At 59.9% G+C, this 14,551-nt stretch carries 14 protein-coding genes; 10 read left to right on the top strand and 4 right to left on the bottom strand.

The features are described 5' to 3' along the window. Window positions 1–65 precede the first annotated feature (65 nt). Entirely contained in the window at window positions 66–857 is a 792-nt protein-coding gene (locus CQ012_RS03555) for a trans-aconitate 2-methyltransferase (protein ID WP_105656680.1), read from the top strand. Window positions 858–904: 47 nt separating this feature from the next. Here CQ012_RS03555 and CQ012_RS03550 read toward each other — a convergent pair whose 3' ends face one another. Beyond that, window positions 905–1,546, bottom strand: a complete 642-nt coding sequence (locus CQ012_RS03550; RefSeq protein ID WP_219844113.1) for a phosphatase PAP2 family protein — start codon at window positions 1,544–1,546, stop codon at window positions 905–907. Between the two features lie 112 nt (window positions 1,547–1,658). After that, entirely contained in the window at window positions 1,659–2,312 is a 654-nt protein-coding gene (locus CQ012_RS03545) for an MBL fold metallo-hydrolase (RefSeq protein ID WP_105656679.1), read from the bottom strand. A gap of 82 nt (window positions 2,313–2,394) precedes the next feature. On the opposite strand from CQ012_RS03545, the gene CQ012_RS03540 reads away from it, so the two are divergent. Together CQ012_RS03540 and CQ012_RS03535 are read left to right on the top strand one after the other, a co-directional pair. Further along, complete coding sequence (locus CQ012_RS03540) at window positions 2,395–2,772, top strand: GntR family transcriptional regulator (protein ID WP_105656678.1); 378 nt, start codon at window positions 2,395–2,397, stop codon at window positions 2,770–2,772. A 198-nt stretch (window positions 2,773–2,970) separates the two neighbouring features. After that, entirely contained in the window at window positions 2,971–3,819 is an 849-nt protein-coding gene (locus CQ012_RS03535) for a hypothetical protein (RefSeq protein WP_105656677.1), read from the top strand. A gap of 121 nt (window positions 3,820–3,940) precedes the next feature. On the opposite strand, the gene CQ012_RS03530 is transcribed toward CQ012_RS03535, so the two are convergent. Further along, window positions 3,941–4,426, bottom strand: a complete 486-nt coding sequence (locus CQ012_RS03530; RefSeq protein ID WP_105656676.1) for a GNAT family N-acetyltransferase — start codon at window positions 4,424–4,426, stop codon at window positions 3,941–3,943. A gap of 207 nt (window positions 4,427–4,633) precedes the next feature. On the opposite strand from CQ012_RS03530, the gene CQ012_RS03525 reads away from it, so the two are divergent. Beyond that, a complete protein-coding gene (locus CQ012_RS03525) occupies window positions 4,634–5,032 on the top strand; it encodes a hypothetical protein (protein WP_105656675.1) in 399 nt (132 codons plus the stop codon). Window positions 5,033–5,139: 107 nt separating this feature from the next. Here the strand turns inward: CQ012_RS03525 and CQ012_RS03520 are convergent, their stop codons facing one another. Next, entirely contained in the window at window positions 5,140–5,541 is a 402-nt protein-coding gene (locus CQ012_RS03520) for a nuclear transport factor 2 family protein (protein ID WP_181148795.1), read from the bottom strand. 782 nt (window positions 5,542–6,323) lie between these two features. On the opposite strand from CQ012_RS03520, the gene uvrA reads away from it, so the two are divergent. The 6 genes from uvrA to CQ012_RS03485 all read left to right on the top strand — a co-directional run bounded on the left by uvrA (window position 6,324) and on the right by CQ012_RS03485 (window position 14,538). Beyond that, window positions 6,324–9,194 (top strand): excinuclease ABC subunit UvrA, encoded by a 2,871-nt coding sequence (uvrA, locus tag CQ012_RS03510; protein WP_286134096.1) that lies wholly within the window; start codon window positions 6,324–6,326, stop codon window positions 9,192–9,194. 86 nt (window positions 9,195–9,280) lie between these two features. Beyond that, a complete protein-coding gene (locus CQ012_RS03505; protein WP_286134095.1) occupies window positions 9,281–9,985 on the top strand; it encodes an HAD hydrolase-like protein in 705 nt (234 codons plus the stop codon). Then, window positions 9,986–10,657: a lysophospholipid acyltransferase family protein gene (locus CQ012_RS03500; RefSeq protein WP_105656671.1), complete on the top strand. Its 672-nt coding sequence runs from the start codon at window positions 9,986–9,988 to the stop codon at window positions 10,655–10,657. A gap of 3 nt (window positions 10,658–10,660) precedes the next feature. Next, the gene (gene uvrC, locus CQ012_RS03495; RefSeq protein ID WP_105661453.1) at window positions 10,661–12,604 is read left to right on the top strand and encodes an excinuclease ABC subunit UvrC; all 1,944 of its coding nucleotides are present in this window, start codon (window positions 10,661–10,663) and stop codon (window positions 12,602–12,604) included. Window positions 12,605–12,613: 9 nt separating this feature from the next. Then, on the top strand, window positions 12,614–13,507 hold the full coding sequence (rapZ, locus tag CQ012_RS03490; protein WP_105656669.1) for an RNase adapter RapZ: 894 nt from the start codon (window positions 12,614–12,616) through the stop codon (window positions 13,505–13,507). A gap of 5 nt (window positions 13,508–13,512) precedes the next feature. Beyond that, a complete protein-coding gene (locus CQ012_RS03485) occupies window positions 13,513–14,538 on the top strand; it encodes a gluconeogenesis factor YvcK family protein (RefSeq protein WP_105656668.1) in 1,026 nt (341 codons plus the stop codon). The last annotated feature ends 13 nt before the right edge of the window (window positions 14,539–14,551 follow it).

Genomic DNA, 14,551 nt, shown 5'->3' with positions numbered 1-14,551 from the left:
CTATCGGTTGAGAACTGTGACTGGGGGCTAGTTGTTGCGTGCGCCTCTCGTTTAGGCTCGGGAATATGAAATGGGATCCGACGAAATACACCGAATTCTCCGATTACCGGGGCCGCCCGTACCTGGATTTGCTGGGGCAGCTGGTCTCGGTTGACGCGTCGAAGGTCATCGATCTGGGGTGCGGGCCGGGAAATATGACCCGGCTGCTGGCCCAGCGCTGGCCGCAAGCGCAGGTCACCGGACTTGATTCCTCACCGGAGATGATCGCCAGGGCCACGCAGAGCGAGCACGAGGAAAACCTGGGCTTCGCGCTGGCCGATGCCACGGCGTGGACCCCTGACTCCGACACGGACCTGCTGTTCTCCAACGCGATGCTGCAATGGCTTCCGGGGCACCGCGAGTTGCTGGCCGGTTGGCTGGAGCACCTGAAGCCCGGAGCGAACGTGGCCATCCAGGTCCCGGGCAATTTCGGCTCTCCGTCGCATGCGGTGATGCGCGCAGTTGCCGACAGCCCGAAGTGGTCCGGCCAGCTGGCAGGGGTGCTGCGCCATGACGACGTGGTGGGCGAGCCCGGCGAATACCAGCGGATCTTCCTGGACGCGGGGTTCCAGGCTAATGTCTGGGAAACCACCTACCATCAGCTGCTCGCGGGGGAGGACCCGATCCTGAACTGGGTTCGCGGGACGGCGCTGCTGCCCATTCGCCACACGCTCAGCGACGAAGACTATCGGGAGTTCGAAAACGACTACCGGGCCGAAGTCTCCACGCACTACCCGTCATTTGCTTCGCAGGACGGTACCGTCCTGACGAACTTCCCGTTCCGCAGGATTTTCATGATCGGGCACAAGCTCGGCTGATTTGCTCCAGGCTCGGCATCGTCAGAGCGCTTCGAGGGTGAGCTGGCTCAGCGATTGCTTCCCGCCAGGCACCTTTGCACGATGCCGGGCAGCACGCGGACGCAGACCAGGACAACCAGGATGCCCAACGCCACCCCGGAGAAGACATCGTGGACGAAGTGGGCGCCTACGCCCACGCGGGACAGGGCAATGAGCAAGACGGCCGGTATCGCGTACTTGGCCAGCTTCGGAAGGGCCAGCGTGCAGGCTGCGGCGACGCCGGCGGCGACGACCGAATGGTTGGAGGGCCAGGACCAGTCGCCTGCTTCCGGGCATGCCACTGCGGTGAGAGCATCCAGGGCGCGGCAGGGGCGTTCCTCGGCGACCAGGATCTTGGCCAGCTCGCTCAGGCCATAGGCCGCTACCGCACCAATCGCGCCTGAAACCAGGCGCCAAAACGCAACTCGATTACGGAACCAGCACAGGACGGCGAGCGTGCAGGCCCCGGCCATCAGCATCAAGAGCAAGATCTCGGAAAAGAACACAGCCGCTGCGGAGAGCAGCGCCGACTGGGCAACAGTTCCTGAAATCCCCAGGTACAAGGCATCACGCAACGGATAGGAGGCCATCGCCAGCACGGCGAGAACCGCGACGATGATGGCTGTCCGCGAAGGGAAGACGGAAATTGGTGCGGAGGACCGTGAATTCACAAGTGGTGATTATACGGATCTGTTCCGGCTGCAAGCATCAGCTGGAAGAGGTCCCGCACCATTAAACGCTGCTGCCAGCGGCACGGATGCCGCTGGCAATGCAGTCAAAGGGCTACCACCCGCGTTCGCGCCACTGCTCCAAATTCGGGCGTTCTGTCCCCAGTGTCGTCGAATCTCCGTGCCCCGGCAGAACCTTGGTTTCGTCCGGGAAGCGGTCGAAGATGCGTTCGGTGACGTCGGTGAGCAAAGAGAGGAACCGCTGCGGGTCCTTCCATGTGTTGCCCACGCCTCCGGGGAACAAGCTGTCGCCGCTGAGCACTACCGGCTGGCCGGAGGAATCAACCAGCGCATAGCCGAGCGAACCCGGTGTATGCCCTCGCAGGTGGATCGCCTCGATGATCACATCGCCCAGCTTCAGCTGGTCGCCGTGGTTCAGCGCATGCTCGATCTTGACCCCGCATTCTTCAGCGATGCCGGCGACATCGTCTGCACCGGCGTAGGTTGGCACCGGGTACTTCTCCACGGCTTCGGCCAACGCGCGCACGTGGTCCCAGTGCTGATGCGTCGTGGCGATGCCGATAAGGCGCGGATCGCTCGCGTCTTCACTGGCCGCCTGGATGAGCCGCTCGATGGCCGGCATGTCATCCGCCGCATCCACCAGCAGCTGTTCGCCGGTCTTCCGATTAGTTACCAGGTACACGTTGTTTGCCATGTCGGATACTGAGACCCAACGGACGGTCACATCGTTCAGCAATAGTTCGTTCATGCAACCAGACTACGGTGCAGATCCCGGCTGACGCGATAGGCTCGGATAAATGCCAAACACAGTCCAAAGGATGGAGTGCAGGATGACCGAACTGGAATTCATCAAGATCGAGCCGAACTCGGGCGTGGCGCCGTATCAGCAGGTCCGCGAGCAGATCCTCTCAGCTATCGCCAAGGGCAAACTAGCTCCGGGCACCAAATTGCCGTCGGTTCGTGCGCTCTCGGGCACCTTGAACCTCGCGGTGAATACCGTCGCCAAGGTCTACAAGGAACTTGAGCTGCAGGGTGCAGTGGTCACCCGCGGCCGCCATGGAACCGTGGTCCAAGCCGCGGAGAATCGTGCAGAGCAGGAAGTCAGCGATGCGGCCGCCGATCTGGCCCGCATCGCCCAACTGTGGTCGGTCGACGAAGCGACCGCGGTGAAGTACTTGCGCGCGGCATTTAGTTCCCTGCCAAGGTAGACCCAAGGCGCCTCTGGAAGTGAATCCGGGAACCAGCCGCAGGTGGAACCTGATGAATGCGAAATGGCACAGAGGTATGTTTGGCTGTTGGCAGCTCCAATATTTCCCGGGGTTGATTAGCTGCCAGCAAGGTAACGGGCGACTAGTAATAGTTGTGCCGAAGCTGCGGAAAATCCGAATGAAACAGGAAGGGCAGGCATGTCGGTTAGACATGAATCGGCTTCGGGGCTGATTTGGAACAACAAAGTGGAAAAAGTCCGGATGTCCCAGGATTCCTATGCACGGCTTCGTTTCGCCAACATCCGCCAACTACCCGAAACTGGATTGTTCGCGGACGAGGTCGGTGCCATAGCGCCGGATGTCCAAGCTGTTTCAATCGACTTGGATGATGGTGGCAACCTTGACTTGACGGGGATTGAGAACCTGCCGTTGCTCTCATCACTAATCATTCATCAATGCGACGGCATACTGCCCTATGGCGGTTCGGGAAATGGAGTCATGGCCTTGACCCGATTGCTCATGCCGTACGCGCAAGGGGCCACCGAGCAACTCATTGCTTCCCCTCACCTGCAAGATATGGAGATCGAAGGCGGAACTCTCGATCTGCTCAGGCACATGGCGGAAACAGTGCGCAAGGTCCTATTGCAACGCGTGAAGGGTGCCGCAGACCCTAGGGCCTGGGACAGGCTGACCCAGCTGGACCAGATCGAAATCAATCAATCGGGGAGCATAGAGGTCGTTGCACCTGCTGGCGCTTGGCCCGAGGTCGTGAGTTTTACCATTATTGGGTCTCTCAAGGGGATAGTGCTGGCGTCAAAGGTCCGCCCCTTTCAATACCTGTATTTAGAAGGGGTTCGCCGGTTTGACCCGGGCTCGTCGTTCTGGGACCTGCAAGCTAAAAGGGTCACTGTTGGATACTCGACCAATCCGCCAAAATGGCTGGTCGAGGCGTGGCCCCACAGGCCGGATGATTGGGACGAGAGTTTCAGCATTGCGTCGCATCCGCTGCTTCCCGGATCAGAGGAGCCCTACTTCGACGAACTCTGATCTCCCGCTCTCGGTGACTTCGTGACAGCGAATACCCGCTATCGATCTCGAATTCACAGGCTGTCTGCACAACAGCTCAGTGTTCGTTAAGTCGAACCCTCTGTGGGAACGTTGCTAGTCCTCAGGTGACCCGGCCAGCTGGTCGTCGAAGCCAGACTGTAGCCAGCCCCTCCGCCATTTTTTCTTCGAAATCGAATCTGAAGCCACGCCGTTCATAGAATGCCTGGGCCGACGGGTTGCCTCTCACGAACTCGATCCTCAGATCTTGAGTGCGGCCGAAGGCATCAAGTGCTGTGTTCATTAGTTCGGTGCCGATGCCGTGGCCATGGGATTCCGGCAACACATAAATTTTCCATATGACAGGTTCGCCCTCAAACTGCCCGACCGTTAGAGTTCCAACGGCTTCGCCATTCTGCAGAGCAACGTACGTCGTATCATCGGTGATTGAAGCACTGACAGAGTCGTGTGACCACCAGGTATTGAGATTATCCATGACGAAATCCGGGCTCGTGAAACCAAGGTATGTTGCTGGCCATGTAAGAATCCCGATAGACCGGATAGCCTGAACATCATCAAGGGTGGCTTTGCGAATCGAAAGGTTATTCATGCCACAAACCTATCGGAGCTTCGGATGTTGAGGGAGAGTATCCCCAAGAATAAGCGCTTCTATTTGTCCTCTCGGCCCTGGGGCATGCCGAGATCGCGCACTCTGAACCGACCGTTCCGGGACCTCCTCCGGGAACGGATGCGATCGTTCCTGTATTGCTCAGACACTTGAACGCATTTCAAACGAGAGGGATATAGTGTTCGATCCATGAGAGATGACCCAAAGGTTCTGAATTACCTCGCCCTGCTGAGGGCTCGGGTTGAGGAGGTCATCATGACCTTACCGGAGGATATCAGTGGTCGAGCCTACGATCGTAAACACTCTATCCACTTAGATCTTCAGGGCCCTAGACTTGGCGTCTTCACTCTAGTGTTGGGAAGCGAGTCACCGGAACTCGTCTACGATGAGCGATATATCGGATACCAAACGATTCCTGAAGGGTTGGACGAGGTCATTGAATTCGCGGAAGAAACGATTGACGATGTAGCGTCTTTTGTCCTCAGCTCGGAACCGCTGGTGGTTCGTGAAAGCTCCATTTTTCGACGGTCTTATCTCTGCATGCCGAGTAATCACGGACGGCAGTGGAAGCTCAAGAGGTTCAGCTAACGTATCGACGGCTGGTGTGAGTGTTCAAAGCTGACAACGCCTCATGTCTTTGCTCCTTAGTGCTGTGCCGCCCGTGAACGGAACCTTGAACGGGACAGAGTGTGATGTCAGGCGCTGAATGGAAGCTCAGGTCGCAAGTGGTGCCCGTCTTTGACGTGTGAGTAGTCTCGCGCTGTTGTTACTAAGCCTGAATCGTCGAATGAAAGCACAGTGCATCCCGAGACGGTCATTGGCTGGTCCTTGATGAACATCACGACCCAGTACTCGACGGAAGCTGAACTTCCGTTGACGATTGGTTCGCTGAACCATGTTTCTGCCGGTTGGGTTTCCTCCGCGAAGCATTCCTCTAGATAAGTGCGCAGCCCGTTAGGCCCACGTAATCGTCTGAACATCGAGGCCCAGTGGTCGCCGTCATCAGCTTGCAACTGGACAATTGCATTCACGTCCTTGAGTGGCCAAGCGTTGGCCCATGTTGTCGCCCAGCGTTGCGCGGCTTCGGTAGTTTGCATGTTGATTTCCTGTTGACGTAGATGATTGGTGACTGCAGGTTGTTCGGGCTGTGCGAGTAACCCTGCATCCATAAGTATTGCAACGCTACTATCGGTCGAGCAGATTCACGTTGTAGGTTCGTTCAGTGTTGCTTAGTGCTCACTTTTCTCAAAGTGTCCCGAAAGCCGGTCACAAATAGGATCGCGCCACGTGCTGACTCGCATCGCAGAAGTTTCATGGATTTACAGGAACACCGGCCGTTCCGTATGCCCCGTCCGTGTAGTGACCGGTGAGGGGGGCGCGAAACGGAACGGTGTGGCGCTGCCTCATGATGTCGAATGCTTGCACAGAAAACAATTGCTGTCGGATGACATGCACCGCGGACGATGCCATTGCGCGGAACATTTGGCCAGGTTCGCTATGTTGTTGCATTGCGGATCAGCGGTTGCGGTGCCCCTGGTTGGCGGCGTGAACCGAACGTCGAATTTTATCCGTTTTCCCGCTCGTGCAACACAGAGCATGCGCTCGCCGCTCATTGGCATCTACGAGATAGCTGCGAACTTGGGGATGGGACGCACACGTGACAGGCACAAGCGGGAATCCAAGGGCAACCGGTACCTCCATAGGGAGGTCGTGGTCCGATCTGGATTCATGGGGACGCTGGCTCACCGGTCGACATTCCGGGTGGGTGGCCGGGCACGCATAGCGCTCGCCGTGCGCCGGATCAGGGGTTTGGAGAATTAACTGTGAGTTGCGTCCATTCGTACACGTATTCGAAGTAGTTTTCGATTAGTATTGCCTCGTGGCTATTTCATCGCAGAGTAAAAGAACTGATCTGACTCGCCTGGTCGTCAAGGGTGCACGCGAGCATAACCTGAAAAACGTGGACATTGATCTCCCGCGTGACGCAATGATTGTCTTTACCGGCCTGTCCGGCTCGGGCAAGTCCTCCTTGGCCTTCGACACCATCTTTGCCGAAGGCCAGCGCCGCTACGTCGAATCGCTCTCTGCCTACGCCCGCATGTTCCTCGGCCAGGTGGACAAGCCCGATGTGGATTTCATCGAGGGACTGTCGCCAGCGGTGTCCATAGACCAGAAGTCGACCAGCCGCAACCCGCGTTCCACCGTGGGCACGATTACCGAAGTGTACGACTACATGCGCCTGCTGTGGGCACGCGTGGGCCGTCCGCATTGCCCGATCTGCCACGAACCGATCTCCAAGCAGACTCCGCAGCAGATCGTCGACCAGCTGATGGAGCTACCGGAGAAAACCCGCTTCCAGATCCTCGCCCCGGTAGTGCGTTCGCGCAAGGGCGAATTCGTCGACCTGTTCGCGGAGCTCTCTTCCAAGGGCTTCGCCCGTGCCCGCGTTGACGGCACCACCATCCAGCTGAACGATCCGCCGAAGCTGGCCAAGCAGGTCAAGCACACCATTGAGGTGGTCGTCGACCGCCTGGCCATCAAGGAAGATGCCCGCCAGCGCTTGACTGACTCCATCGAAACGGCCCTGGGCATCGCCGAAGGACGCGTGCTGGCCGACTTCGTGGACCTGGACGAGGATGATCCCCAGCGCGTGCGCGCGTTCTCCGAGAACCTGGCCTGCCCCAATGAGCATCCGCTGGCCATCGATGAGATCGAGCCGCGCACTTTCTCCTTCAACAACCCGTTCGGTGCTTGTTCGGCCTGTTCCGGCATCGGCACCAAGCTGGAGGTCGATGAGCACCTGATCGTTCCGGACGGCGAGGTCACCCTGGCCGAGGGCGCGATCGCCCCATGGTCGCTAGGCAAGGCAACCACCGAATACTGGAACCGCTTGATCGAAGGCCTGGGCCATGAGCTGGGCTTCACCATGGATACCCAGTGGCAGGAGCTGCCGGCTGCCGCCCGCGAAGCGATCCTGAATGGCAAGGACCACAAGGTGGTCGTGCAGTACAAGAACCGCTTCGGCCGCGAGCGCAAGTACTCCACCGGCTTCGAGGGCGTCATCTCCTACGTGCACCGCAAGCACCAGGAAACCGAATCGGATCACGCCCGCGACCGCTACGAGCAGTACATGCGCCAGATCCCGTGCCCTACCTGCGGCGGCGCGCGCCTGAACCCGGCGTCGCTCTCGGTCTTGGTGGGCGGGCGTTCCATCGCTGAAGTTGCCGCCATGGACCTGCGCAGCGCCGCGGAATTCCTCTCCACGATCGTGCTCACCGCACGCGAGGCGCAGATCGCCGCGCAGGTGCTCAAGGAAATCGACGCGCGCATGAAGTTCCTGCTGGACGTCGGGCTGGAGTACCTGACCCTGGAACGCGCTGCTGGCACCCTGTCCGGCGGCGAGGCGCAGCGCATTCGCCTGGCTACGCAGATTGGTTCGGGCCTGGTCGGCGTGCTCTACGTTCTGGACGAGCCGTCCATCGGCCTGCACCAGCGCGATAACCGCCGCCTGATCGACACCCTGCTGCACCTGCGATCGCTGGGCAACACCCTGATCGTGGTGGAGCACGACGAAGACACCATTGCCGAAGCCGACTGGATCGTGGACATCGGCCCGGGCGCCGGCGAGCACGGCGGCGAAGTGGTGCACTCCGGATCCCTGGAGGGCCTGAAGCAGAACACCAAGTCGCTGACCGGAGACTACCTTTCGGGCCGCAAGCAGATCGACATCCCGTCCAAGCGGCGCAAGATCGACAAGGAGCGCAAGCTCAAGGTGGTCGGTGCCAACGAGAACAACCTGCAGAACGTGTCGGTGGAGTTCCCGCTGGGCGTGCTGACCGCGGTGACCGGCGTGTCCGGCTCGGGCAAGTCCACCCTGGTCAACGACATCCTGTACAAGGTGCTGGCCAACAAGCTCAACGGCGCCAAGCAGGTGCCCGGCCGCCACACCCGCGTGCAGGGCCTGGAACACCTGGACAAGGTGGTCCACGTTGACCAGTCGCCCATCGGCCGGACCCCGCGTTCGAACCCTGCGACCTACACCGGCGTGTTCGACCACATCCGCAAGCTGTTTGCGGAAACCAACGAGGCGAAGCTGCGCGGCTACCAGCCGGGCCGTTTCTCCTTCAACGTCAAGGGCGGACGCTGCGAATCCTGCTCGGGTGACGGCACGCTGAAGATCGAGATGAACTTCCTGCCGGACGTCTACGTGCCCTGCGAGGTCTGCCAGGGCGCCCGCTACAACCGCGAAACCCTGCAGGTGCTGTACAAGGGCAAGAACATTGCCGATGTGCTGGATATGCCGATTGCCGAAGGCGCCGAGTTCTTCAGTGCCTTCACCCCGATCGCCCGCCACCTGCGCACGCTGGTGGACGTGGGTTTGGGCTACGTGCGCCTGGGTCAGCCGGCAACCACCCTCTCCGGTGGCGAGGCCCAGCGCGTGAAGCTGGCTGCGGAACTGCAGAAGCGTTCCAATGGCCGCTCCATCTACGTCCTGGACGAGCCGACCACCGGTCTGCACTTCGAAGATATCCGCAAGCTGCTCAAGGTGCTGCAGGGATTGGTCGACAAGGGCAACACCGTGTTGACCATCGAGCACAACCTGGATGTCATCAAGTCGGCTGACTGGGTCATCGACCTCGGCCCGGAAGGCGGCTCAGGCGGCGGCACGATCCTGGCTGCTGGCACCCCGGAAAAGGTGGCCAAGGTGAGCGAATCGCACACCGGGAAGTTCCTCTCCGAGATCCTGTAATGCCTGGCGGAGAATGTTCGACATATGCGATTTCAGTTATGGATTGCTAACCCGCGTCCGCTTCATGGGAAGATGGCTAGGTGAATATGTCGGTAACAAGTGTGCTCTTCGATCTGGATGGGACCCTCGTGGACCCTGCCGGTGCCATAACTTCGGGTATCCGCCACGCGGTCACCTCCCATGGTTTGGCCGATCCGGGCGAAGCACGAGTTGAAGCGCTGGTAGGCCCGCCCCTCCAAATCGGGCTGCGTACGCTTGACGGCGTCACCGACGAGAACATCGACTCCATCATCGCGGCCTACCGCGCCCGCTATGCCGAGGTGGGCATGGCAGAATCCGTGATCTACCCGGGCATTGTGGCGCTCCTGGACGCGTTGCGATCGGCCGGGATCTACGTCGCAGTGACCACGGCCAAGCCCATCAACATTGCGCGCCAGCTCATTGCACGCAAGGGGCTGGATGAGCATCTCGATGCGATTCACGGCAACGCGGATGAGCACGGGAGCATGGGTTCGAGCAAGACGCACATTGTCGCTGAGGCTTTGGAGCACGGGCAGCTGGACCCGGCGAGCAGCGTCGTTGTGGGTGACCGCTACTACGATTGGGATGCCGCCCGCGAGAATTCGGTGGCTTCGGTCGGCGTCGCGTGGGGCTTTGCCCAGGACGATGAACTGCAGCAGGCAGGCGCAACTGTGGCGACAACCCGGGACCTTGCTGAGCTCCTGCTCGGAGCACAGCTGGCAAACACGCTGAACCTCGACGATGACCTCATGCAGGAAGGTGCAAAGTAGATGAGCATCTACACCATGACCCGTTCGTCGATTCGGGGCGTCATCCACGGTGTATGCCGTGCGGAAGTGACCGGGCTTGAGAACGTTCCCAAGGAAGGCGGCTTCATTGTCGCCTCCAACCACCTGTCTTTCTTCGACTCGTTGATCATTCAGGCGTTGACCCCGCGCGACGTGGCGTTCTTCGCCAAGGCGGAATACTTCACCACCCCGGGACTGAAGGGCAAGGTGATGAAGACCTTCTTCGAATCCGTGGGATCCATTCCGGTGCAGCGTGGCGAACAGGCCGCTTCGGTTGCCGCCCTCGATTCCCTGGTGGAAATCGTCGAAGGCGGCAAGGGCATCGGCATCTACCCCGAGGGCACTCGCTCGCGCGATGGCAAGTTGTACCGCGGACGCACCGGCGTGGGCTGGCTGGCGCTGACCACCGGTGTACCAGTGGTACCGGTGGGCTTGATCGGCACGGAGAAGCTGCAGCCTGCTGGTTCAAAGGGTTTCCGTCCTGCCAAATTCCATATCCACTATGGCGAGCCGCTGTACTTCGACCAGCTGGGACGCAAGCACCCGTTGCCGCAGCGCCGCCAGGCCACGGACCGGATCGTTGATGCGATTGCCGAGCTTTCCGGCCAGGAACGCGTCGATTCCTACAACCAGCTGCCACCGGACGCGAAATAGACCATGGCTGATCCGGCAAGTTACCGTCCGAGAACTTCGGACATTCCCACGAAACCGGGCGTGTACCGTTTCCGCGATGAACACGGCCGTGTCATCTACGTTGGCAAGGCCAAGGTCCTGCGCAACCGCTTGACCTCCTACTTCGCCAATCCTGACCGGCTCACGCCCAAAACCCGGGCCATGGTATTCACCGCCGGCAGCGTGGAGTGGACCGTGGTGGGTTCCGAATTGGAAGCGTTGCAGCTGGAGTACTCCTGGATCAAGGAATACAATCCCCGGTTCAACATTGTTTTCCGTGATGACAAGACCTACCCGTATCTTGCTGTCACCTTGAACGAAAAGTACCCGCGTGCCCTGGTGATGCGCGGGGACAAGCGCAAGGGCGTGAAGTATTTCGGGCCGTTCTATCCGGCCAAGGCCATCCGGGAAACCCTCGATACGCTGTTGCGGGTCTTTCCTGTGCGCAGCTGTGCGCCGGGCGTGTTCAAGCGTGCCGAAGCATCGGGTCGTCCTTGCCTGTTGGGGTACATCGACAAATGCTCGGCACCTTGCGTGGGGCGCATCAGCGAAGAAGACCATCGGCAACTGGCTGATGACCTATGCACCTTCATGAGCGGTGAGGCGACTAAGTTCACCAAGGCCCTGAGCGCCAAGATGCAAGAGGCGGTGGCCGAACTTGAATACGAGAAGGCCGCCCGCTATCGCGATGACATTGCCGCACTGAACAGAGTTTTTGAACGCAATGCCGTGGTCCTTGATGACCGTACCGAAGCTGATATCTTCGGTATTCATGGCGATGAATTGGAAGCTGCCGTGCAGGTATTCCATGTCCGCGACGGCCGTATCCGTTCGCAACGAGGCTGGGTCGTCGAAAAGGTTGCGGATACCACCGGCGCTGAATTCGTCGAGCAGCTTCTCACCCAGGTCTACGCTGATCACGCGGACCGGATTCCCAAGGAAATCCTGGTTCCGACTCTGCCCGAAGACATTGAGGATGTCACGACCTGGCTCACTGAGCTGCGTGGTTCCAAGGTCTCCTTGCGCGTCGCCCAACGCGGCGACAAGGCGGCACTGGCATCCACGGTCGTGGAGAACGCGGAGCAAGCGTTGCGCCTGCACAAGTCGAAGCGAGCAGGTGATATCACCACGCGTTCGCTGGCGATGCAGGAACTGCAGGATGCACTGGGAGCCGAACAAGCACTGCTGCGCATCGAATGCTATGACGCGTCGCATACCCAAGGCACCAACGTGGTTGCTTCCATGGTGGTCTTTGAAGATGGATTGCCCAAGAAGAGCGAATATCGAAAGTTCTCCATCACCGGTGATGCAGCACGCGATGATACCGCCAGCATGTACGACGTGATCTACCGTCGCTTCAGCCGCTATCTGAAGGAGAAGATCTACCCCAAGAGCTTTGCAACCGGGGAAATGGATGAAGAAACCGGTGAGCAGGAAAAGAAGCGATTCTCCTACCCGCCATCTCTGGTGATCGTTGACGGCGGACCGCCCCAGGTGGCCGCGGCGCAGAAGGCCATGGACGACCTGGGAATCGATGACATTCCTGTGGTCGGCCTGGCTAAGCGCTTGGAAGAACTGTGGCTGCCCGACGATCCGTTCCCGGTGATCCTGCCGCGTGCCTCAGCTGCCCTGTATTTGGTGCAGCGGCTTCGCGACGAGGCGCACCGTTTTGCGATCAACTTCCACCGCGCCAAGCGTGCTAAATCCATGATCGCCTCGGATTTGGACGCGATCCCGGGGCTGGGCAAGTCCAAGCAGGCTGCCCTGCGCAAGCACTTCGGGTCGATGAAGAAGATCCGTGCGGCGAGCATCGAGGAGCTGATGGACGTGCCAGGAGTCGGTGAAAAACTTGCGACTTCCATCAAAGAGTCCCTAGAAGACGCTTCATTAACCGGTGTGAATATGACTACAGGCGAAATTGTCGACTAGCCTTGTGATATGACCGCTGAGTATGAAGCAGTAAAACCCCCTGAGTCCGAACTCGTGATCGTAACCGGCATGTCAGGTGCCGGTCGCACCACAGTCGCGCATGCTCTGGAAGACCAGGGCTGGTACGTAGTGGAGAACCTTCCACCGGCCATGCTTGGACCCTTGACGGAGATGATGAGCCGTTCGCAGGGCTCCATCCCGAAGATGGCCGTCGTGATGGACGTGCGCTCCAAGGAAATGTTCCCGGAAATCCGCGATGCCTTGGCGAACCTGACAGCCAGCGGGGTGAAGTTCCGCCTGGTCTACCTCGACGCCAGCGACGAGGTGCTGATCCGCCGCTTCGAGCAGGGTCGCCGGCCGCATCCGCTGCAGGATGACGGCCGCATTGTCGACGGCATCAAGCGCGAACGCGGGATCACCGATCAATTGCGTGAAGCTGCCGAAATCATCTTGGATTCCACGACCATGTCGGTGCACGACCTGGCACGTGCAGTCAACGAACTGTTCAGCGAATCCGGGCCGATCATCCTGCGCATCAACGTGATGAGCTTCGGGTTCAAGTACGGCCTGCCCGCTGATGCCAACTACGTGGCAGATGTCCGTTTCATCCCCAACCCCCATTGGGTACCTGAACTGCGCCCGCAGACAGGCAAGGACAAGGAAGTGTCGGACTATGTGCTGAGCCAGGAAGGCACGAGCGAGTTCATCGAGAACTACCTCAAGGCATTGGAACCGGTCTTTGAAGGTTACCGCCGCGAGAATAAGCACTACGCGACTATTGCCGTGGGCTGCACCGGCGGCAAGCACCGCTCGGTAGCAACCACCATTGAGCTGGGCCGGCGCCTGGCGCAGTTCCCGAACGTCAGGGTGAATATCAGCCACCGTGATCTGGGGCGTGAGTAGCCGCCATGGCCTTTGCTACAGGTCCGATCCCGATCCAGGGACTGACTCGAAGTGATGATTACCGCAACCCATCGGTGGTGGCCTTGGGCGGGGGACACGGGCTGTCCTCGTCGCTCTCTGCCCTGCGCCGTCTGACTACCGACCTCACCGCCGTAGTAACGGTGGCCGATGACGGCGGCAGTTCCGGGCGGCTTCGGGGATCCTTCGATGTGCTGCCCCCGGGAGACTTGCGCATGGCGCTGGCTGCGCTGTGCGACGACAATGACTGGGGCCGTACCTGGCGCGATGTCATGCAGTACCGTTTTGAATCGACCGAAAACGCCGACGAGCCATTGAACGGCCATGCCGTTGGCAATTTGCTGATCCTGGCGCTGTGGGAGTTGCTCGATAACCCGGTAGCTGGCCTGCGTTGGGCAGGTGCCCTGCTTGGCGCGCGCGGGCAGGTCCTGCCAATGAGCACGGTTCCGCTGTCCATCCATGGCGAGGTTCTTGAATCCGACCCGGTGAACGACACCTTGGTGCGTCGCCGAATCGATGGGCAGGCCAAGCTGGCTCGCGCCGGTTCCGGCGGCCTGGTTACCCACGTGTACCTGGAACCGTCCGATGCGCCGGCCTGCTCCGAAGCGCTGGAATCCATCGATCTGGCGGACTGGGTGATTCTCGGTCCCGGTTCCTGGTACACCTCGGTGCTCCCGCATCTGCTGCTGCCGGATATGCGCCAGGCCCTGGCATCGACCACGGCCAAGAAGCTGCTGACCATGAACCTGGCCTTTGATACGGCAGAGACTTCCGGGATGGACGCCGCGGCGCACTTGGAGGTGCTGGGACGTTACGCACCCGAGGTCAAATTCGATGCAATTATTGCCGACGAATCAAAGATTCTTAACAGGGATCGATTTGAGCTGGCAGCGCAAAAACTCGGTGCGCGTGTCTTTTTTAGTACAGTAGGAGTATCTGACGGTCGTGCTGTGCACGACCCGTTGCGACTAGCGGCGGCCTATCACGAGGTGTTTACCGCGATCGGGTCTTAGGAAGATCCAAGTA

The sequence above is a fragment of the Arthrobacter sp. MYb214 genome, from assembly GCF_002979865.1.
GTDB lineage: Bacteria > Actinomycetota > Actinomycetes > Actinomycetales > Micrococcaceae > Glutamicibacter.
Note: the sequence above shows the minus strand (reverse complement) of the source record. Positions and strands in the feature narration are given on the sequence as shown.

Bases quoted from the DNA above. Each gene is read 5' to 3' on its own strand.
- CQ012_RS03500 (WP_105656671.1), top strand. From the start codon at position 9,986: ATGAGCATCTACACCATGACCCGTTCGTCGATTCGGGGCGTCATCCAC.
- CQ012_RS03555 (WP_105656680.1), top strand. From the start codon at position 66: ATGAAATGGGATCCGACGAAATACACCGAATTCTCCGATTACCGGGGC.
- CQ012_RS03545 (WP_105656679.1), bottom strand. From the start codon at position 2,312: ATGAACGAACTATTGCTGAACGATGTGACCGTCCGTTGGGTCTCAGTA.
- CQ012_RS03485 (WP_105656668.1), top strand. From the start codon at position 13,513: ATGGCCTTTGCTACAGGTCCGATCCCGATCCAGGGACTGACTCGAAGT.
- CQ012_RS03520 (WP_181148795.1), bottom strand. From the start codon at position 5,541: ATGCAAACTACCGAAGCCGCGCAACGCTGGGCGACAACATGGGCCAAC.
- CQ012_RS03525 (WP_105656675.1), top strand. From the start codon at position 4,634: ATGAGAGATGACCCAAAGGTTCTGAATTACCTCGCCCTGCTGAGGGCT.
- CQ012_RS03530 (WP_105656676.1), bottom strand. From the start codon at position 4,426: ATGAATAACCTTTCGATTCGCAAAGCCACCCTTGATGATGTTCAGGCT.
- CQ012_RS03540 (WP_105656678.1), top strand. From the start codon at position 2,395: ATGACCGAACTGGAATTCATCAAGATCGAGCCGAACTCGGGCGTGGCG.
- uvrC (WP_105661453.1), top strand. From the start codon at position 10,661: ATGGCTGATCCGGCAAGTTACCGTCCGAGAACTTCGGACATTCCCACG.
- CQ012_RS03505 (WP_286134095.1), top strand. From the start codon at position 9,281: ATGTCGGTAACAAGTGTGCTCTTCGATCTGGATGGGACCCTCGTGGAC.
- rapZ (WP_105656669.1), top strand. From the start codon at position 12,614: ATGACCGCTGAGTATGAAGCAGTAAAACCCCCTGAGTCCGAACTCGTG.
- CQ012_RS03535 (WP_105656677.1), top strand. From the start codon at position 2,971: ATGTCGGTTAGACATGAATCGGCTTCGGGGCTGATTTGGAACAACAAA.